Origin of the sequence: Vibrio genomosp. F10 str. ZF-129 (assembly GCF_000287055.2) — a bacterium.
Classification (GTDB): Bacteria; Pseudomonadota; Gammaproteobacteria; order Enterobacterales; family Vibrionaceae; genus Vibrio.
In genome coordinates, this window is sequence record NZ_AJYQ02000096.1 from 1 (window position 1) to 20,048 (window position 20,048).

17 protein-coding genes are annotated in these 20,048 nt (G+C 41.2%); 12 read left to right on the forward strand and 5 right to left on the reverse strand.

Features of this window, described 5'->3' with window-relative positions; genetic code table 11:
* Window positions 1-156 precede the first annotated feature (156 nt).
* The gene (locus tag A1QO_RS11135; protein ID WP_017034002.1) at window positions 157-441 is read right to left on the reverse strand and encodes a YeaC family protein; all 285 of its coding nucleotides are present in this window, start codon (window positions 439-441) and stop codon (window positions 157-159) included.
* 100 nt (window positions 442-541) lie between these two features.
* Here A1QO_RS11135 and A1QO_RS11140 point away from each other — a divergent pair, with 100 nt between their 5' ends.
* Entirely contained in the window at window positions 542-1,363 is an 822-nt protein-coding gene (locus A1QO_RS11140; protein ID WP_017034003.1) for a DUF2989 domain-containing protein, read from the forward strand.
* Between the two features lie 70 nt (window positions 1,364-1,433).
* Here the strand turns inward: A1QO_RS11140 and msrB are convergent, their stop codons facing one another.
* Window positions 1,434-1,856 carry a peptide-methionine (R)-S-oxide reductase MsrB gene (msrB, locus tag A1QO_RS11145; RefSeq protein ID WP_017034004.1) on the reverse strand — a complete coding sequence of 141 codons (423 nt, stop codon included), beginning with the start codon at window positions 1,854-1,856 and terminating at the stop codon, window positions 1,434-1,436.
* A 333-nt stretch (window positions 1,857-2,189) separates the two neighbouring features.
* Between msrB and gap the strand changes: the two genes are divergently transcribed.
* The 5 genes from gap (at window position 2,190) to A1QO_RS11170 (ending at window position 7,749) form a co-directional block, all read left to right on the forward strand.
* Window positions 2,190-3,185, forward strand: a complete 996-nt coding sequence (gene gap / locus A1QO_RS11150; RefSeq protein ID WP_017034005.1) for a type I glyceraldehyde-3-phosphate dehydrogenase — start codon at window positions 2,190-2,192, stop codon at window positions 3,183-3,185.
* A 179-nt stretch (window positions 3,186-3,364) separates the two neighbouring features.
* Window positions 3,365-4,249 carry a D-hexose-6-phosphate mutarotase gene (locus A1QO_RS11155; RefSeq protein WP_017034006.1) on the forward strand — a complete coding sequence of 295 codons (885 nt, stop codon included), beginning with the start codon at window positions 3,365-3,367 and terminating at the stop codon, window positions 4,247-4,249.
* A gap of 102 nt (window positions 4,250-4,351) precedes the next feature.
* Window positions 4,352-5,170 (forward strand): 23S rRNA (guanine(745)-N(1))-methyltransferase, encoded by an 819-nt coding sequence (rlmA, locus tag A1QO_RS11160; protein WP_017034007.1) that lies wholly within the window; start codon window positions 4,352-4,354, stop codon window positions 5,168-5,170.
* A 171-nt stretch (window positions 5,171-5,341) separates the two neighbouring features.
* Window positions 5,342-5,689: a hypothetical protein gene (locus A1QO_RS11165; protein ID WP_017034008.1), complete on the forward strand. Its 348-nt coding sequence runs from the start codon at window positions 5,342-5,344 to the stop codon at window positions 5,687-5,689.
* A gap of 173 nt (window positions 5,690-5,862) precedes the next feature.
* Window positions 5,863-7,749 carry a BCCT family transporter gene (locus A1QO_RS11170; RefSeq protein WP_017040531.1) on the forward strand — a complete coding sequence of 629 codons (1,887 nt, stop codon included), beginning with the start codon at window positions 5,863-5,865 and terminating at the stop codon, window positions 7,747-7,749.
* Between the two features lie 151 nt (window positions 7,750-7,900).
* Here the strand turns inward: A1QO_RS11170 and A1QO_RS11175 are convergent, their stop codons facing one another.
* Window positions 7,901-10,822, reverse strand: coding sequence for an Ig-like domain-containing protein (locus A1QO_RS11175; RefSeq protein WP_017040532.1), 2,922 nt, complete (start codon window positions 10,820-10,822; stop codon window positions 7,901-7,903).
* 538 nt (window positions 10,823-11,360) lie between these two features.
* Here A1QO_RS11175 and A1QO_RS11180 point away from each other — a divergent pair.
* Window positions 11,361-11,576, forward strand: coding sequence for a hypothetical protein (locus A1QO_RS11180; protein WP_017034011.1), 216 nt, complete (start codon window positions 11,361-11,363; stop codon window positions 11,574-11,576).
* Window positions 11,577-11,595: 19 nt separating this feature from the next.
* Here A1QO_RS11180 and A1QO_RS11185 read toward each other — a convergent pair whose 3' ends face one another.
* Window positions 11,596-12,036, reverse strand: a complete 441-nt coding sequence (locus tag A1QO_RS11185; RefSeq protein WP_017034012.1) for a YcgN family cysteine cluster protein — start codon at window positions 12,034-12,036, stop codon at window positions 11,596-11,598.
* A 251-nt stretch (window positions 12,037-12,287) separates the two neighbouring features.
* Between A1QO_RS11185 and A1QO_RS11190 the strand changes: the two genes are divergently transcribed.
* Genes A1QO_RS11190 through A1QO_RS20075 form a run of 5 tightly spaced genes read left to right on the forward strand, consistent with a single transcriptional unit; the run spans window position 12,288 to window position 18,059 of the window.
* Window positions 12,288-13,484, forward strand: a complete 1,197-nt coding sequence (locus A1QO_RS11190) for a tyrosine-type recombinase/integrase (protein ID WP_017041618.1) — start codon at window positions 12,288-12,290, stop codon at window positions 13,482-13,484.
* A 1-nt stretch (window position 13,485) separates the two neighbouring features.
* Entirely contained in the window at window positions 13,486-15,219 is a 1,734-nt protein-coding gene (locus A1QO_RS11195; protein ID WP_017041619.1) for a hypothetical protein, read from the forward strand.
* On the forward strand, window positions 15,207-17,318 hold the full coding sequence (locus A1QO_RS11200; RefSeq protein WP_017041620.1) for a hypothetical protein: 2,112 nt from the start codon (window positions 15,207-15,209) through the stop codon (window positions 17,316-17,318). The genes A1QO_RS11195 and A1QO_RS11200 overlap by 13 nt, the downstream gene beginning before the upstream one ends.
* Window positions 17,311-17,736 (forward strand): hypothetical protein, encoded by a 426-nt coding sequence (locus A1QO_RS11205; RefSeq protein WP_017041621.1) that lies wholly within the window; start codon window positions 17,311-17,313, stop codon window positions 17,734-17,736. The genes A1QO_RS11200 and A1QO_RS11205 overlap by 8 nt, the downstream gene beginning before the upstream one ends.
* Window positions 17,737-17,762: 26 nt before the next feature.
* Complete coding sequence (locus A1QO_RS20075; RefSeq protein ID WP_084818949.1) at window positions 17,763-18,059, forward strand: YkgJ family cysteine cluster protein; 297 nt, start codon at window positions 17,763-17,765, stop codon at window positions 18,057-18,059.
* 436 nt (window positions 18,060-18,495) lie between these two features.
* On the opposite strand, the gene A1QO_RS11210 is transcribed toward A1QO_RS20075, so the two are convergent.
* Window positions 18,496-20,046 (reverse strand): hypothetical protein, encoded by a 1,551-nt coding sequence (locus A1QO_RS11210; RefSeq protein WP_017041622.1) that lies wholly within the window; start codon window positions 20,044-20,046, stop codon window positions 18,496-18,498.
* Window positions 20,047-20,048: the final 2 nt, after the last annotated feature.

The following is a 20,048-nucleotide window of genomic DNA, read 5'->3' on the forward strand; positions in this document are numbered from 1 at the left end:
GCAAAAGCAAAAGCAAAAGCAAAAGCAAAAAAAGCTACCTTAGTCAGACACTAAGATAGCTTTTGTTTTTTCTACTTCTTTTTTACGTGTTTTATGAACGGCTTATCATGGTGTAAAGTCGAAGACTTATCTACTTACTGTCATCACTTAGAGTTATCACTGTTTGTTCGGATTTACTCGCAAAATGTCACTTTCGTTGTTATTAAACTGCTTTTTTAGTTCAGACTTTGACTTAAAGCTGATCTCGCCTCCCGCTGCGACTGTCATATGTGGCGCGTCTACATTATGCTTAGATTGGTAAAGCATGACGGCTTGCATACATGAGTCTCGTTGAGATTGAGAAAGACGCGTACCTTCTGGCCACCTTCCAGTTTCAACAGCGTAAGTTAATCGCTGATAAACTTCTGGTGTTATCGCCTCTAATAAACTTTCAGCATCCATGTTCTACCCTTACTTAAAGAAACAGTAACAAAAATATAACGCTATCCTGTTGAGTCAAGGCTAGATAGAAAAATAAGTGTAATTGATCACAAGCGACTTTATGAAATTATCTAAACTATGCACTATTACCCTAACAGCACTCATTTTGACCGGCTGTTTCGAAATCAACAAAAATACCGATAGGCTCTGTAAAGACACGCCAGAACTTCGTTGTGAATTGCTAAACATGAATGATGGGCAGTGCCGAGTCCCTCGAACTGATCTTATCTGGCACCGATTCGAAGTGTTTAAAAACCCATCCGATGAAAACATTATTCAAGAATATGAATTGGGGCGTCTGTATCGACGTTGTTTAGAGCTGGCAGCGCAAATTCAGCCAATCGATCAAACGGAATTAAAACAGCAACGTTTTAATGCTTTGATGTATTCTGGAGAAGAATTGGAACGTATTGTTAGCCAACTTAAACAATCAGACTCACCAGAAGCACTTTACTTCTTGTGGAGCCAAATCGGAGATGAACCATCGAGAAGAGCGTTTCTTCAGCTTGAAGGCTCTGAAAAACTCCAAACCGCTGAGATGCAATATGCTCTCGCTACGTTTTACACCAATCGAAACCAGACCAAGACCATTGATCTGCTTAACCGAGCACTGGAACTGACCAAGACAGACAAGGTGAATACTGAAATCTTAAAGACGCTTGCCAGTACCTACTATCGAGTTGACAAGAAAGAACTCGCTTACATATGGGCAATGGTCGCTAAGAGTTACGATGTTGATATTGCTTCAGATAAAGAGCTTCAACTTCTTTATGGTTTTACCGAAGAAAAATACAATAGGCTAGATGATATTGCCGATTCAGTTGAGGATGCTATTCGCTCTGCCTCTTTTGATAGCAATATGATTCCCAAAGACCTGGAATAAGTTGGTCATTCTCTTACATTGCATCAGGCAGCCATTCAAAATATTGTAACTATGAAACAGAAAGCGGTGACTATTCACCGCTTTTATTACTTTTGTTGAAAATTAACGACACGGAATTGACACAATAGCGCTCACCCGTTGTCGCAGGGCCATCAGGAAAAACATGACCTAAATGGCTATCACATTGGTTACATTTTATCTCTACCCGCTTCATACCGTGACTCAGGTCTTCAATGTAACGAATGGCATCGTCATTAACTGGTGCATCGAAGCTCGGCCACCCGCAGCCTGAATCGTATTTACTCTCTGAGTCAAATAACGGAGCTTGACAACACGTACACTGGTACATTCCAGTCTCTTTATTATGCAGTAACGTACCGCTAAACGGCGCTTCTGTAGCACTGAGTCTACAGACTTCAAATTCAACATCAGAGAGCTGCTCACGCCAGTCCTCATCGGACTTATTGACAAAATCCGGATTGCCTTTTTCCATAAAAAACCTCACTCACTCTCATATCTAGTACAAATTTTTATTTCTAAATACTTGCGAAAACCACTTGTTGTAGCACATACTTTCTCGCAATAACAAGGACGTTACAAAGCAATAGAACACTTTGTTATTTTAAAGCATTTTTCGATAGCTGAGTTACATACTCTCCAGTATTGAGTACAAAAAAACACCATTTGCGGCAAAATGTGAAAAAAAGCGACAGTTTTTTTTGACATTAAACAAGTAAACCCCGATTATCGGTTGCAGATGCAAACTGGATTTTGTAATTTTACTACCAGTTATCTTTATTCAGAAATTAAGTTGTGGAGCAACATAATGACTATCAAAGTAGGTATTAACGGTTTTGGCCGTATCGGTCGTTTCGTATTTCGTGCAGCGCAGGAGCGCAACGATATCGAAGTAGTAGGTATTAACGATCTAATCGACGTAGAGTACATGGCTTACATGCTTAAGTACGACTCAACTCACGGCCGTTTCAACGGTACTGTTGAAGTTGAAGGCGGAAACCTAATCGTTAACGGTAAAACTGTACGTGTAACAGCTGAGCGCAACCCTGAAGATCTTAAATGGGATGCTATCGATGTAGACGTAGTTGCTGAAGCAACGGGTCTTTTCCTAACAGACGAGACTGCACGTAAGCACATCACTGCTGGTGCTAAGAAAGTTGTTCTTACTGGTCCTTCTAAAGACGCAACTCCAATGATCGTTATGGGTGTTAACCAAAACACTTACGCTGGTGAAGATGTTGTTTCTAACGCTTCTTGTACGACTAACTGTCTAGCACCTGTTGCTAAAGTTCTTAACGACAAGTTCGGTATCGAATCTGGTCTTATGACTACAGTTCACGCTACTACAGCGACTCAAAAAACTGTTGATGGTCCTTCTGCTAAAGACTGGCGCGGTGGCCGTGGTGCTTCTCAAAACATCATCCCATCTTCAACTGGTGCTGCTAAAGCAGTAGGCGTTGTTCTTCCAGAACTAAACGGCAAACTAACTGGTATGGCTTTCCGCGTACCAACTGCTAACGTTTCTGTAGTTGACCTAACCGTTAACCTTAAGACTCCAGCTTCTTACGAAGCAATCTGTGCTGCTATGAAAGAAGCATCTGAAGGCGAGCTTAAAGGTGTTCTAGGTTACACTGAAGACCAAGTTGTATCACAAGATTTCATCGGTGAAGTTCAAACTTCAGTATTCGATGCTAAAGCTGGTGTTGCACTAACTGACACATTCGTTAAAGTTGTATCTTGGTACGACAACGAAATCGGTTACTCAAACAAAGTTCTTGACCTAATTGCACACATCTCTAAGTAATTAGATTTGTAAGTAACTAGTAAAGCTTGTTTGTGAAAATAAGATTTAAAAGAAGGCGGCTCTTGAGTCGCCTTTTTGTTATCTGTATTTTGTGAATAAATTACAGCCCCATATCTCGTTCTAGAACCTATCTACGATTCGATATCAGACTGTCATTTTCTCTCATTGAGGACAAATTAATGGATTTATTATCTCTACCCACTCTTACCGTGCTCTCCGATAACATCACTGTTGTTGAAATAGAAGGCATCAAAGTGCTACGTGTCATTCACGATAAAGCAACGGCAGGCATTGCACTGCACGGCGGGCATGTCATTTCATTCCAACCAAACGGTCAAGAAGACCTTATTTGGATGAGTGACAACGCCATTTTCGATGGCAAAGCTGCACTAAGGGGTGGTATCCCTGTCTGTTGGCCATGGTTTGGCCGAGTCGCCGCACCGGCTCATGGTTTTGCTCGAACCTCTGAGTGGTCTTTGATTGAACACCGAGAAAATGAGAATGGCGTTATTATTAGCCTTGGACTAAAAGCAAACCAACAGACACTTTCAATTTGGCCTCATCAATTTGATGCTCGACTGAATATTGAGGTTACCGATACACTAAAAGTCACGCTTGATGTCACCAACACAGATGATCATGCTTGGATGTTCTCAGGTGCTCTTCATACTTACCTGAACCTGGGCAATATCCATGAAGCAAGTACAACAGGGGCTGGAAGCGAATACATTGATAGCTTGCAAGAAGACAAAGTTTGTCATGATGAAAAGCCCCTTGTGCTCACTGATACCATTGATCGTGTTTATACAAAACCTTCACCGTCGATTGAAGTAAAAGACTTAAAACTTCAACGTACTATTCAGGTTCAAAATGAAGGACATAACAGCGCAGTACTTTGGAACCCTTGGGCAGAAGGCGCAGCAGGAATGGGCGATATGACCAACGATGGGTATCTTCGTTTTTTATGTGTTGAGTCGACGCTTCATGCACCAACCATCAATACAGGTAAAACCTTACAACCAAACGAAAACCACCAACTTATTACCATTCTTTCTATTAAGTAGTAGAAATAGTGCGAGTAATCAAAAAGAGCAGCAATCGCTGCTCTTTTTATTTTTAATCATAACCGCTAGACTTACCGTCCTTGCTACTCTTTTGAGGTCATTATGGCTTACCAGTGCCCCCTTTGTCACCGTCCGCTTCATCAAGATCAGCGTACTTTCGCCTGTGACAACAACCATCGTTTTGATTTAGCCAAAGAAGGTTATGTCAACCTCATGCCTGCTCACCATAAGCGTTCTAAAGATCCTGGCGACAATAAAGAAATGATGCAGGCTCGTCGTTCATTCCTGCAAGCTGGGTATTATGAGCCAATGCGCCAAGCTGTCGCGGCGTTATGTCAGGAGCAAGTTGAGTCAGAGCAAGCCCACTTACTTGATATTGGATGTGGCGAGGGCTATTACACCGATCAAGTTGCCACGTCACTCAAACAGACACGTCCGCAAGCGCAAATCTACGGCTTAGATATTTCAAAAGTGGCTATTCGCTACGCGGCAAAACAGTATCCGCAATGCGATTTCAGTGTTGCATCCAGTCATCGACTGCCTTTTGCCGACCATTCACTAGACGCTATTTTAAGAATTTACGCACCTTGCAAAGCCGAAGAATTGTCGCGTTGCTTAGTCGATTCAGGAAAAGTGATCACGGTTACGCCAGCGGCGAGGCACCTATACCAGCTCAGGAAAAAGATCTATACCGATGTTCACCTTCATAGCGAGGAAGAAGAGCATTTAGAAGGGTTTGATTTAGTGCATCAACAGAAACTGAATTACACCATGGAACTTGCAAAAGGTGATGGATTACAACTACTGCAAATGACACCGTTCGCATGGAAAGCCACAGAAGAATTAAAAGCAGAACTGGCCAAACTTGATGTTTTTCAGTGTGAAGCAGATTTCATTTTTCGTGTGTATAAAAAACGATAGCCAAATCGCAAAGTTCACTCAATATTCGGATATTACGTAAAAGGTCAATAAACACGCAAAAATAGGCTTGATTTTTGCTTAACTGATAGTCATACAAATTATGGATAATTTTACACAAGTTTTTCATACCTTGGTCGATATACTGATTGTAGGCGTGTAAAGGAGAGATGTATGACACCAGTAGGAATGGAGCCAGCCAAGCTGACCCAAGCCCAACAGGTCAAGCCTCAAAATAGCCAGGCAACCGAAAACAAGGGCCCTGCCCCACTAAAAGTCGAACAAAATAAAGTCACGCTGTCCGAAGAGGGCAAGGCTTTGCTCGCTGCGCTTAAGGAGCTCGAAAAAGAAGGCACTGAGTCTGAAAAGACAACCACGTCAAAAGTCGAGTCTTTTGCTCACGGTGCTTTGGGGATGGATCACCCCGATAAAATTAAAGAAGAGGACGATGGGTCTTATTCAGCGGGGCAATACCTTTCCGCTGCGGCAACCATTGGCGGCATTCTCTTAGCTATTTTATAACGTTTTACCTTAATAGAACGTTTTTATTGATAGATCGTTCAATTCGTTACAAGCGAACATCTAGTCATTGATCGACGATGAATCAGATTTGTCATCACGACAAAGGACCTGATTTGTCCTCAAAATCGAGTTCCCTCCATAATCCTTGCCTCAATTTTTATGGAGCAACACTCGTGAAACACGCTTTTGAGCTTATCGATAAGCCCACTTTTTTTGGTGCCATTGCACTTCTACTCTCGATAGTCTTCCCGCTAATACTGTTTCCTGATCAAGGCGCGGATTGGATAGCGATCGCTAAGACATTTATGACCGATCAACTCGGTTTTCTTTACCTCGCTCTTGGCCTAACAGCGTGTGCTTTTATGGTCTACGTTATCTTCAGCGATATGGGCCAAATCAAATTAGGTGACGCTGACGAAAAGCCAGAGTTTGCCACCGCCTCATGGGCAGCCATGCTCTTTTGTGGAGGTATAGGCGCGAGCATTCTTTATTGGGGCTGTATTGAGTGGGCCTACTACTACCAATCGCCTCCTTTTCAATTGGACCCAGGAAGTGAAGAAGCCGTTCGCTGGGCGGCCACCTACGGGTTGTTCCATTGGGGGCCAATTGCCTGGTCTATCTACCTTATTCCTGCCATTCCCATCGCCTACTTCTTCTATGTTCGTAAACAACCGGTACTCAAAATCTCGAGTGCATTAATGCCTGTTTTGGGGGAACACCGGAGCCGTGGCGCTGCTGGAAAAATTGTTGATGTCTTATTTATCTTTGGTTTACTTGGCGGCGCGGCAACAACTTTAGGGTTAGCGGCACCTCTTATTACAGAAGGGCTTAGCCACCTATTGGGGTTGCCAAAAAATAATGTCACTCAGGTCAGTGTGCTGTTACTTTGTACCGCGATTTTTGCGTATTCTTCTTACGCGGGTCTCGAAAAAGGCATCAAGATTTTAAGTAACATCAATTTCTGGGGTGCGATGGGCTTACTCGCTTTTGTACTTATTGCCGGGCCCACTATCTTCATGCTTGAAACGGGCTTAGATTCCATCGGACGACTGATGTCTAACTTCTTCGTTATGGCAACATGGGCAGAACCGTTTGGTGGTTACGGTACTTTTGAAAATACCCACTTCCCACAAGATTGGACTATTTTCTACTGGGCATGGTGGCTGGTGTTTGCTCCAAGTATGGGATTATTTGTTGCGCGGATATCACGCGGAAGAACCATAAAACAGATGGTCGCAGGTTCGATTTTCTTCGGCTCGATGGGCTGTTTCTTGTTTTTCATGATTCTGGGTAATTATGGGCTGTCACTGCAACTTTCAGGACAGCTCGACGTGGTCGCCATTCTCAATCAAGAGGGACCAACTAAAGCCATCTTTTCTATGCTTGCCCAGTTACCAATGAGCACATTAGTTATCGCGGTATTTACGCTGCTATGTATTATTTTCACAGCGACAACTTTCGATTCCATCTCTTACATTTTGGCTTCTGTCGTTCAAAATAATGTCACCGAAGAGCCAATGCGTTGGAACCGTATGTTTTGGGCGTTTACCCTGTCATTCTTGCCAACGACGCTGATGTTTTTAGGTGGGCTAAGTACGCTGCAAACCGCGGCAATAGTCGGTGGTTTACCGTTGTTGGTTATTTCTGTCATGTTGATGGTTTCTGCGGTTCGAGCGACCAGCCTAGACTTGCGCCACCAAGATGATTACATAGAACCTACGATTAATATTGAAGAACTGCCAGATATGGATCCTTGGTCTTCGGAAGGTATCGCACTGGCTCGGTTTGAAAAAGAGAAAGATGCGGCACAACAAGCGGCAGAACTTGAACGTGAGGCTTACAGCGTGCTCATGAATGTGAAAAAAGAGATCCGCGCCTATGTTCTTGAACAAGGTGCCAAAATGGATGAGCATAAACTTCCGGTACGGCTCCAACAAACACTTGAAGCGGCACAAAGTAACCTAAGTGCCGCTCAAGCGAAAAAGATTGAGTTGTCTGAACAAGCACAAAAAGCTCGAATAGCGTTCGATCAAGTGGTCGCAGATCTGCCACTCGTTTGAGCATCGCCATGACGAGATCCATTCATTTTAGATTGATGTTAACTATCTAAAACTTGGCACTTACCCTAACGCCAAAAGGCTCACATTGCTGTGAGCCTTTTTTCATTCCACCAATCTAAAGTGGATTATTTAAATAGCTGAATAGACAACACTATTTACTGACGTCAATCATATCGTTGAAATATTCCACTTGCTCTGTCATGGATAGACCTTGATTGCTAGCACCAAGCGTCCACATGAAGAAGCCGCCATAGCCGTTGTCTTTCTGCCATGCTGCTCGCTCTAGGTTATTATCACGAGTCTCAACAAAATTGCCATCTGGTCCCCATTGGCTGTTAATCGTATTGCCTAAAACAATTTTCGATTTGTCTCCAATGTGTCTCGCATAGTTCTCCATTGCCACTTTATAGAGGAAGTTTTCACCTGCGTCGTAAGTCATCACGTTGAAGAAATCAAAGTCATGCTTCGTGTCTTCTAATAGATCAATCACTTCACCATGGTGAGATGAACGACCAGATGGTTCAATGTAAGAACAATGTTCAAATACACTGTCATCCTCGCACTCAACTGGGTCTGCGCCTACGTGGTAAGTGGTTAAAGAGAGAACTTTTCTATCGCCTACCTTTTGACGGACCAGTTTTATCAGCGCCGCGAGATCTTGGTTCTCTTTGTCGGTGATTCGAGCCGCTTTTTCGAAGTCGAAATCCAAACCATCAATTTGAACATAACCCGCTAATTGGTATTTACTGTAATCACAGTCACCATTCCAATCTGTTGCCAAACATTCGCCCACAACCTCTTCAGGCTTCAGGTCTTTCTTGTAAACAGGGAATGGTGTATTGGCTAACTCTACCAGACCGTTGGCGACCGCTTCTCGGCTTTGCTCTGTGCTGATTGCCGACCAAATACCTTCATACGTCTGACCACCGAATGCAACCATCATTGTGGCATTGCTGTGCTCATGTTTTAAGGTCGTCCACGACAAGTACTGAGAAGGCATCCAATCTGAATTATAATTAGGCACTGAGACCATACCATCTGAGATAGTAATATTACCGCTAGCATCCCACTGACCAAATGACAACAAGTAGCCATCGCCTTTCGAATTAAACAGTTCTTCGTAGTCGTTTAATCCCCATGATGTGAGGTAACTGATTGATCGGTCTGGGTTACCCACTAGGCTACCGCCACCGCCGCCACTGGTACTTTCTTCCACAGTAATGTTCGATGGTGCAGAAGTCTGCTCTTGGTTCGCAGTGTTCACCGCTTTAGCTGAAATAGCGTAACTGCCCGACTGAGCGCCTAACCATTCGTATTCGTAAGGGGCCTCTGTGTCTTTAAATAGCGTGTTGCCATTTGACATAAAGGTTACCGACGCAATATCACCTTCGTAGCTCTTCGCATCCGCTTTCATTGCAATAGCGCGCCCTTCAACGAAACTTGAACCATCTGCTGGTGAAGAGAGTGAGACCATCAGATCTTTGTCGGTGATTGCGATAGACATCGGCGCGGTTTCTGCGCTTGCCTCTTGATCATCATAAGCGACAACCGTGAGTGTGTATTGGCCTTCTTTTTGTGCCGGTATCGTAATGGTATACACATCATCATCCGAAGGGGTTGTCGACGTTTTCACCACTTTACCGTTCAGCTTTACTTCAACACGTTCTACTTGGGTATCGTCTGTCGCCTCGACAACCACATCAAATGGCTGATTAGGCGATAATTTGTTCCCACTTTGGGGCGATTGTACACGCACTTCTGGTACAGGGTTATGGTCGCATTGGCCGACTTCATTCCAAGCATCTTTCCATGCATCTGGGTAATTAGGATCGCCAGTGCCTGGAGTCCAAACCGAATTACCACACCATCCCGCGACATCACAGGAATAGATATTGCCAACGTTGGTGACTTCATCACCCATTTTGTAAGCCACACCATCTTCGTACTGGGGAACATCGCCACAACTGTTGCTCGTGTCCGTTACTGTGATGGTTAAACTTTCATGAGTGACATGTTGTTCATCGTCCTCTGCTTCAACACGAATTGACGCTGTACCTGCCGTTTGAGGCGTCCAATCACAAGACAAATCGTGGTTGGTTTGCGTATCTAGGTGGCAGACTTCAACATCGTTCGCAAAAAATTTAACACTGGCCAGGTCATTATCGGCATCCACGACATTCGCTTCGATCGTGACGGTTTCTCCTTTTTGATGAGTAGATCCCGCTTCCGGAGAAATAAAATCCACGATTGGAGGGTTAGCGGCTGTCGACTCAGTCTCAACCGACAGCTCTACCGTTTTCTCGGTCAGCTTCGCACCTTCATCATCAAAGGCCATCACAGAAATAGTGGCCGCCCCAACTTCGGTTGGTTGCCATGCTTGCAGGTACTCGTTTGTCCCTTCTGCAACAAACTGCTGCCCGATCTTGATGTTATTCGCCCAAAACTCGAGTTTATCTGCCCCTTCCTCTTTAATTCGCGTAACGATATCCACATACGAACCGGTATAAACAACGGAGTTGGAAGCCGGAGAAAGGATGTCTAGAGAGAAATCAGGGGAAGGAGTAACTTCACCACTACCACCATCACCCGTGCCATGGGTTTTCACCACAACAGAATCTTCGAACGCGTTCAAGTCTGTCAATGACCCGCCAAAGGCGATAGTCAATTGTGCCGATTCACCTGATGCTAACGCATTGTCTACCCAAGAACCTTCTGAAAAATTAAGTTTAACTGAGTTAAGAACGCCGTTTGATTGTGGCGTGTGCGATATTTCCCAAGACGGATAAGACAAATCAGATGATGACCACCCTATGTCGTTAATCGCAACCGGTAATACAAATTCAATCTCGGCTTCATGCATATTCGCCGTCTCAGAACCGGTGTTTTTCACCTCGAGTTTATAGCTACTCCACCACTCACTCTCAGACTGGGAATCCACTCCAGTACTAAATTCGGACGCCATCGCTTGAGAAATTGGGCTTAACAAAAATCCTGAAAAAAGTACCGCTAGCCCGACAGCTCGAAAGGCGTGGGGACTTTTTTCTGAAACACTTTTCTTATTTTGGTTCATCATGGTTGTACATACTCATGTCTAATTTAAATATTTATTATTTATAATCAATTGGTTGTGAGAATGTAGACATAAAGAAAAACTAGACTCCTTACTAGAGGAAAGCCGTATCACTTTCGGTCATCAAGTTAAGCTCAACACTCAGCAATCTCACGTCCGCTGCAGAACTCAAGTGAATGGCTCAACGTATAGCGGATGAGCATTTAGCCTTATTGAACAAATGAATAAAACGGAACAATATGTTCCGTTGCCTTTGCTCTAAAGATCAGCAGTCACTTTTTTATGAAGGAGGGTAAATAGAATGAAAAATAGTGGGAATAGAGTCAGCGCTATTGCGACCATCATTTAAAGAAGAAAAACAATGTCAATTGCTGGCTCCACGCCTTTGGTGTACTAGATAGCTTAATACTTTTAGATTCAACCAATTCAGCTTGAAGTGAGTGTTTTGCGCTTTAAAAACACGAGCCAACCCATTACACTCATCACTTACAATCAACACCAAGAAAAGGTGAGTAAACCCAATTCATTAAGGGAGAGTAAGATGGAACTGTTTGGATTTGTCGGTATTCTGGTACTGTACATTTTGTATAAAATGCAACAAAAGAAGTTTCGAGAACGGCTTGTTGAGCCTAAATATTGGCAAGAACTCGTCCGAGAAGGGAATTTGTCTGAAGAGAAACAAAGAGCCCTTTGTAAACGTTACAAACTTCCCCACTTTGACCAGGATCTAAGCAAGACCGAACCTGTCGATGATTAAGTAGGAAGCCCCGATTCACCTAGTTTCTACTGGGGTGATTTAAAATGTGATCTTCCCAGTCGATGACATCAATCTCATACACGACTTTATTACGGACGCTTTCACCTTCGGCGTGCATTTCGGCTTTCGATCCCGTGATTAACGGGTGCCAAGCAGGGAGCGGTTTATCTTCCGCTAATAAGCGATACGCACAAGTATCTGGTAACCAGTGAAACTCATCGATTTTGTCTCGTGTCAGCTTTAGACATTCTTCACCGGAATCAAAGCGATTAGGGTAATCTTTGCACGAACACGTTTTATCATTAAGCCAACTACAGGCAACGTTGGTGTAATACACTTCGTCACTGTCTTCATCCATTAGCTTATGTAGGCAGCATTTACCACAACCATCACAGAGAGATTCCCACTCTTGCTCGGTCATTTCGGTGAGAGATTTTGATTGCCAAAAAGGAGAATTCATAGCGCATTATCATCGATTATCATTGGAGGCGTTTTATACCGCTGCTCACCTAAAACTTCAAGCTTATTCTTTTTCAGGGAGCCGTTTCGTTGAAGTAATGGATGCTCGTAGAATAATTATTTGCTATCATCCGCTCCCTTTTTCATTGGGTGTTTTTACTATGGATTGTCGTCTTGGTTGTGGTGCTACCCTTTTCAATTAACCTTAGAACTACTACCTTTATCTAATAATTTAGAAAAGGTAGCAATGACATGTCCGTGGATATCCTAGTAAATGTTCCCGTCAGACTTGGAACTGTATCCCCTCTAAAATCTCCTCATGACAAACTGTGTATGGCCGGGCACTTCAAAGAAGTTAATATGCCAGTACTAATTGGAAGCGAAAACCAAATCGTTTACTTGTCTAACTTATTTCTCATTAATGAAGTCTCGGAAGGGAAAGTAGATTCACTACCAGCAGCTAAAGCGCTAAAAACTTGGCTTAACTGGCTACTCCTTAACAATATAGATGCATTGCTCACTACAAAAATTAAACTCGACAGCCCGACTCATGGATTTCGAAACTATTTATTGAACCGTGTTCAAGAAAGGGAAGACTTAAGTCGTAGTACCGCTAACGCATACATTCAAGTAATCAAAAGATTGTATGACTGGTTAGATCTTGAAGGCTTAGTCGATAAGCATAATTTTTATAATCACAAGCTCAGTATTGTTGATGGGTTTAGGCAAATTCATTCTTCCGATCTAGCAATCCAAATTCAAAAATCACCTGAACAATCATTATCTCCACTCATAGAACAAGTTCAAAACCAGTTCCTACAGTTAATCAAACTTGAAACTATAGAGTTTCAATTAGCTATTAAACTAATGATGTTTTGTGGACTAAGAAAGCAAGAGGCATTGAGTTTTCCTATGGGTCTTATCAAAGAAGAGCATGTTACAGAAGAAGATAGCCAGATTATAAAAGGTATTTGTATTGGTCCCCAGAATGGTGTTAAAACAAAGTTCTCATCTTATCGAGAGCTTTTCATAACGAGAACTCTAGTAGAAAACATACTAGATTATTCTATTTCTCCCCGATGTAAAAAGCGTATTAATAAAAGCGTAGGGCAATCTAAAAGGCACCCTCCATTACTCAATTACTCTGAAGATGCATTTTACAGTGCATGGTATAGACTTAAAAAAAAGTATTATGGAGTTTACAACTCTACGTTCAATCATACACCTCATGATCTCAGGGCTACATTCGCAACAAACCTTATGAAGTCGGCACTTAAGGTTACGAATAGAAACACCCAAATAGCACTCGATATTACTCGTTACTACATGGGACATAAACGAGAAGAAACAACATTAATGTACTTAAAGTTCATAAGCAGAAATGACGTTTCTAATCAGGTAACTACGATCATGGATCAATTCGTATCTGACGCTATTGCAGGACGTTAAAATGAACAGTCCCGACTATGATGTAGATTTAGTTATTAATGTGAGTCGTATAAATGATGGCCGTCAGGTCATCGACCTTAACATGGCTTCACTTAAAGGTTTTTTTGGAACCCCTTCAAGCCTTGGCAGAAGAGCGAGCGGTATCAACAAAGAATTTTTCACAAAACACAAAGCCAATTATTCCCAAGAACTACATGATAATGCAGTACTATTTGCAAAGTTTCTCCGAGGTTATGCTCCAGCAGGTAGAAAAACAATATTCTCCGCTTTAAAGGAGTTTTTTGATTTTCAAGTAAACCATAGGCGTCTATTAAGAGATTCATCTAGCCTCAGTGACTACAGCCTTCACCTCCAATCTAGAGTCTTGTCACGAGAGATAAGCAGGCAGCATGCGACGACTAGATTTAACCAAGCGAACGCTTACCTAATGATGACTGGTGAGATAAGTGCTTACTATAAGTACAGTTTCACAGGACAAAGATACAGAGGGTCGAACACCCCTTACACCATTAACGATCTCAAGTTAATCACAATCTCGGCCGTCCAAATCTATAAAACTTGCTCTGAGATGATTAAAAGGCATATAGACAAGCAAAGCTTAAACAAAAGAGACTTTCCGCTTAATGATTGTATAGAAATACTAGAGATTAATTTCAAAAAGCAAAACGTAACTTTTGACTACATACAACGAAATCCATTGTTCTGGTTTATGCAGAGTGCATACATACTCTTTGTTCTTTACACATGGAGCAATGAAAAGCAGCTTTGTGAGCTAGATGCTAATGACATAACAAAAAACGTAGATGGTGTGGAAAGCAACTACCTATACAAGGGAAGAGCAAAAAAGTTCATTCGACTAAATATCGGTGTTTCTGGGCTAGAAGCGGATATCAGCGGAATTAATTTTTTCGAAGACTATATCTCAACACGCCAATTGATTCTTGAATATCTATTCAATACAGGCTATGTAAGCAGTCATAACGCCCTATTATTTTCACCTCAAAGACAAACAAAAGAAGTCAGACGTTTCACACCCGATACCACAAGATTCTCTGTTCACCCTATTGTCATATCAGCTTCCCAAAGAGATATTGAAATCCCGTGTATTTCGAGCCGTCGCATTAGAAAAACAGTAGAGCAAATGACAGATAATGAGATTAAAGACCCATTTGTCATTCTTGAAAAAGCTCAACATAACTGGGGTACTTACCGAAAACACTATGCGCACGGGAATGTTCTTGAAGCAAGAAATGCCATAAGCACCGCTTTGAAACAACTGACTGATTTATGCATTCAGCAAGAGAAGTTTGAATCAAGGCAAGAAATTGCAAAGCAATACGATATTAACTTGATTGAGAAGCAAGCAAATGATTATCAACTAAATGGACTTGTTTGCTTAGACAAGAAAAATACTGGAGAAAATGCCAAAGGTTTCATTCGTAAGCAAAATCACTTTGGTAGAAAGCCCAAAGTGTGTGCTGACTTCGCAAACTGCGTAAACTGCCCTAAGTGCGCTGTAATCGATGATGAACAGGCTGTTTACCATCTGCTTAGTTTCCAGCATATGATTGAATTTAATAAATCGACATTTGTCGGCTCTAGTACTGCCAAAAACAAACACATGCATTTGGTAGATAAAATAAACCTCATGTTGCGATTCATCAGTCCTAAAACTCTTGCTAGGGCTAGGAATCAACTTCAAAACAATGGAGTGGCTGATATATGGATAACTTAAGAGCTACTCAGGAGAATATTTCATTCGTTGACAGTAACGTTGAATCCAACCTCAACAAAAGCTTCCCCTCTGTATGCGAACTCAACGACGCTTTAACCACAAAAGATTACGGCAAGCTTTCTAACATGACGGTCATCCCCGGGAAAATGGAACTTCCAAGTATCAAGTTTTCTGATGACAGTTGGACAAATCAACATCTTACAAATGAAGATGAGACTTATAGGAAAGCTAATTTTAATGGCATTACCGAAAAACTCAAAGTTGAGGTAAAGATAGTTGGCATATACCTCTTATGGTTTAGCCCTAAAAAGGCAAAACTATCATCAGTAATTAGGATCATAGAGAACTTGATATTGGTGGCAAAAGTACTCATGAAATCAAATATATCTTCACTCTTCAGTCTTGATAGGGCCCCAATCAGACAACAATTCATGAGTGAATTTAACGAGGGAAGAACGAGTGGAACAATCGATAACTACTATAAGTCCCTCTCTAGAATTGCGGATATGAAGCATTCGGTATTTGGCCAACATAACTTCTACCTCAAAACAAATTTTCTCTTCCTTTCCCCTGGGCGCACAAAGAATCAAACCTATTGTATGCCAATGAGTATACTCAATGCATATTGGTCCTCATACATAAACCACTTCAACAACTTTTCTGTCAATAATGATAATTGGAGTTATTTGTGCAATTTACTCCCCCGATACAGTGACTATCTGACAAAAAACAACTTAAAAAAACATAATAATAACTGGTTGTACTTTATCGACGAATTCTGCCAAGAAAGGTTACAACAGATAGCTAATGACAATCGATGCGCTACCAAAAAAATTGTAATAGTCCGTTCAGATGAATCCGTCAATGACTACAACAACAAATGTTATACATATAAGTCTTTGAACAACGGGAAGTTAATCGATACACAGCTAAAAACGTACAACCGAAGATACCCCAAATACCTAGTTGACATAGAGGATATCTATAATTTTTTCAACCAACTAGCCTTACTAGCGACAGAAACAATTCAAGCAATGACAGGCATCAGAAAATCAGAAATGGTTTCCCTGAAATTTGGCTCTCTCATCGAAGAACAAGACTGGGTTGGAATAAATACTACATTGCACAAGCACGCTGATGAAGGTGGAGTTGAGCAGATTTGGGCAGGAGCGCCTTTCATCAAAACTATTTTCGATAAAATTAAACCAATAGCTCAAGTTATCTTCAAAGTAACCAATCAAGAATTAGACTCTTTATACATAAAAACTGACGCAAGGCACTTCTATTCGACCAACCAATTTCGTCTAATGAAGACTCAAAGAAACTCGGAAAATTTACTAGACTGGACATCAAAACACGAGATTGTCTTAACAAGAGAAGATATAGAGGAGTTTTGGAGTCTAAACCCTAACTTATCTGATCGCCTTAAAGTAGAGCAAGAAATCTACATAGGTGGCAAGTGGCCAATCACGTCTCATCAATACCGAAGAAGTATCGCCGTCCACGTTAGAAGATTAGAGCTAGTTACATCAAACCAATTGCTCGTTCAGCTAAAACATATCGCAAAGTCTGTTACTGAATGGTATTCAGATGGGTTTATATCGAACTCTAAGACAATAGCCAAGCTTGCAGATAGTTTTGCGAAAGAACTTGAAAATGCAGATCTTGAAAGGTCTGCAACAATTGCAATGCAGTTCCAAAACGGAAGCAATTTATTTGGTAAAGGTGGGGCAAGTATAGAAAGCCAAAGAAATAACCCCATCAAATCAAAAATATACCAATCATTCGAGCATGCTAAATCGCTTGCTAAACGGAAAAAGTCGAAAATTATGTCTTTAGGTAACGGTATGTACTGTATGAACGGATTGGATTGCGAGTACAAAAGCATAACCCAAGCAGCAAACTGCAATCCCGACTGTGAAAACCTGGTAGCAGATAAAAGCTCTATACCCATATGGCTAAAGCGATATGAAAAATATAGAGCTTTATTAAAGCAAGCAAAAGACAGCAACCAACCGACCGCAAGTATAGAGTTTTTGCGTTTGGAGTTAGAAACATATAAACAAGCACTGGACTTTTACGAGGTAACTTATGAGTAAGGTATCTCAATCAGCTAAAGCGGCCCAATTAGCTTTAACTCAACTGATAGCCAGTGGAGAAAAAGTTAGCCAATATGCTGTAGAAAAAAAAGCAGGCTTAGCCAATGGAGCGTTGAACTATAAGCACCCGAAGTATGAAGAAATCAAACAACGAATACACGATGCAAAATGTTCGTTGAATAAAGAAAACACCGTATCAAATGACAACTTAAAGCAAGTTTGTAACCATGAAAGACACTTGAAAAAAGTGTATTGGGAAAAGCTGAAATTAGCTAACAACAGATTAAAAACGCTAGAAGGAGAAAAGCTAGAACTACAATATCAATTGTTTCATATGCAAAAGTACTTAGCAGAACTAGAAAAGCTTGGCGTTGCCGATAGCAATATACTAGAATTCCGCCTCCCCGATTTGGACTAACTTTCTAGCATACAATAGGTGAACCAATGACAACTTACTCTATCAATGTATCTGAGTGGTCACCGTGCATATCGGACACACTAAATAAAGGCTGTGGTGCTTGCTGCATTGCACCTTCGATTACCTCCCCTATTCCTGGTATGCCTAAAGGAAAACCAGCTGGCACACGATGCGTCCAACTAAACGAGCACAACCTGTGTAGCCTATTTGGAAAACCAGAGAGACCAAAAGTTTGCCACGACTTTACGAGCGACGATTGGATCTGCAGTAAAGGACCAGAATACGCTTTACAAACATTATCTGAGCTAGAAAGTCTGACTTAAGATAGTCTCGATTAACTCGATACAAATTAATTAGGTTAAGCAACACATCAAATTGAAGTACCAAAGCAAGCTCATAAACCCTCTCAAAGGTAATGTTTACTTTACCTCTTTCGATTCGACCAACCTACCTTCGGCCAATTGTCGGTGGACAACAAAGATCGAAACTCTGACAATAAAGTTCGAAACTTTTACATTAAAGATTGAAACTTTTGTGGGGAGCAGCGCTTACAGGGTAAGCACTGTTCCTGATAAAGATTGTTGAATCTCAGAATCGTTTTTGGACAGGAATGCGTTAGAGCTAAAGCTCGAAGTCGTCTACTTCGGATAATCTGAATTTGGGCAAAGTTAAGTAGACGACTTTGTTGTTCGAGAGTGTTGGTTACTGCCGCAGCCCAATATGCTTATTGCCTATTAACGACGAGAAAGCTCATGTGCGTTAAGCGTACGAGCCAAAGTAGTTAGCTTCACCTTCCAGCCACTGAGCATCAACCACGTTACCTACAACAGCATTGACCCATGCATTTTCAAACTCTGTACCACTGCGTCTGTTGTTTTTTTGAACCACCCCTTGCTTGACAGATATATAGTTCGCCTCATAAGCATGGTCACAACCAAACTTGCATAGAGGCATCACAATATTTGGGTCAACTCTTTCATTAAATGAGCAAATCGAGCGTGGTTTTTTATGAGCTGTCACCAATGAATCGACGGAAAACAAGTTATTGCAAATAGCACAGCATGCTTTTTCTTTGCCTTCGAACAACCATTGCCTTAATACTTGTTGTTCTTTTCTACGCTTTGATTCGACTTCGTCATCTGTACCTTCCGCACATATGGATAACAGTCTAGCTTTAAAGACAGTATATCTATCAAGCTCTTTCGTCGATTCGAAAGGTATACTTTCAAGTAGCGAGTACTTATAGTGTCTACGTACCGATTTGTCGGCATTTACAATCGTTGAATGTAGAATAGCTTTATCAATTGAAGGTTTCGAATAACCTTTAAGTTCCAGATGTTCTTTTATTATTGAGAAACCTAGCTGACCTTTACCTTTCATAAAATTGACAACGTCATACTCAATATCACGTAGTTTGGTCGGATTAATGTTTAGTTTAATCACTTTACCATTACACTCAGTATATCTAGATTTTTTCAAGTATGATGAAATAACTTCAATTGGTGGATAGCTGTTTCCTTTAGGTGGTGTCCTATGTTTAAATGCATTGGATAATACATTTACCATCACTTCTAATTCAACACTATCAGCCACATTCACGACTTTTTCTAGGTTATTAATCAGCGCATTATCTCGATTTTCAATTATGTAATAAAAAACACCGTTAAATGATGAAAGCCACACATCGTCACGTGAGTGCAGGATATTAAATAACGCTTCTTTATACTTTTCATGCTGAGGATATATTTCAAAGAAAGTGCTTAAATTAGCTATTCCCACAAGACCAGGAAAAACAATCATACGATTCATTGCTGACTTCATTTTCTTTAACTCCGAAGAGTGAATAACATATAAAGTCTTTTCATCTGAGATAGATGACCGAGATGCCTTGTTTAGTTTATTTGTATATATATCGTATGGTTTACATAAACCAAGTTGATGCAATAAGTTCAGAATACCCTTTACACTGTAATTTTTAGGGAGTAGATTAAGCTCTTCAAGTTTTTCAATTAGAACACCTGTAGACATGTACTCTTGAGAAGAAATAACCTCGGACACTCTCCTGATTGAAGGTAACTCTGTAAGTTGAACTTTACTGGTAAACTTATCTTTAATTATTTGTCTAGGTCGCTCAGACTTCCTGTTTTCTGACTCTCCAACCTCGAACCTTATTGCTGTCGCATCTAGAGTTGGCCAATCCTCCTCTCGAAACCCGAAAAAAAACAATATCAATTGTATATCTCGGTACTTCTGATCATTATCCTTCATAGAGTCATAAAGAAAATTTTTAATTTCTTGTTCTATATCCATAT

Bases quoted from the DNA above. Each gene is read 5' to 3' on its own strand.
- A1QO_RS11205 (WP_017041621.1), top strand. From the start codon at position 17,311: ATGAGTAAGGTATCTCAATCAGCTAAAGCGGCCCAATTAGCTTTAACT.
- A1QO_RS11180 (WP_017034011.1), top strand. From the start codon at position 11,361: ATGGAACTGTTTGGATTTGTCGGTATTCTGGTACTGTACATTTTGTAT.
- A1QO_RS11210 (WP_017041622.1), bottom strand. From the start codon at position 20,046: ATGGATATAGAACAAGAAATTAAAAATTTTCTTTATGACTCTATGAAG.
- rlmA (WP_017034007.1), top strand. From the start codon at position 4,352: ATGGCTTACCAGTGCCCCCTTTGTCACCGTCCGCTTCATCAAGATCAG.
- A1QO_RS11135 (WP_017034002.1), bottom strand. From the start codon at position 441: ATGGATGCTGAAAGTTTATTAGAGGCGATAACACCAGAAGTTTATCAG.
- A1QO_RS11200 (WP_017041620.1), top strand. From the start codon at position 15,207: ATGGATAACTTAAGAGCTACTCAGGAGAATATTTCATTCGTTGACAGT.
- gap (WP_017034005.1), top strand. From the start codon at position 2,190: ATGACTATCAAAGTAGGTATTAACGGTTTTGGCCGTATCGGTCGTTTC.
- A1QO_RS11155 (WP_017034006.1), top strand. From the start codon at position 3,365: ATGGATTTATTATCTCTACCCACTCTTACCGTGCTCTCCGATAACATC.
- A1QO_RS11165 (WP_017034008.1), top strand. From the start codon at position 5,342: ATGACACCAGTAGGAATGGAGCCAGCCAAGCTGACCCAAGCCCAACAG.
- A1QO_RS11195 (WP_017041619.1), top strand. From the start codon at position 13,486: ATGAACAGTCCCGACTATGATGTAGATTTAGTTATTAATGTGAGTCGT.
- A1QO_RS11190 (WP_017041618.1), top strand. From the start codon at position 12,288: ATGTCCGTGGATATCCTAGTAAATGTTCCCGTCAGACTTGGAACTGTA.
- A1QO_RS11140 (WP_017034003.1), top strand. From the start codon at position 542: ATGAAATTATCTAAACTATGCACTATTACCCTAACAGCACTCATTTTG.
- A1QO_RS11185 (WP_017034012.1), bottom strand. From the start codon at position 12,036: ATGAATTCTCCTTTTTGGCAATCAAAATCTCTCACCGAAATGACCGAG.
- A1QO_RS11175 (WP_017040532.1), bottom strand. From the start codon at position 10,822: ATGATGAACCAAAATAAGAAAAGTGTTTCAGAAAAAAGTCCCCACGCC.
- A1QO_RS20075 (WP_084818949.1), top strand. From the start codon at position 17,763: ATGACAACTTACTCTATCAATGTATCTGAGTGGTCACCGTGCATATCG.
- msrB (WP_017034004.1), bottom strand. From the start codon at position 1,856: ATGGAAAAAGGCAATCCGGATTTTGTCAATAAGTCCGATGAGGACTGG.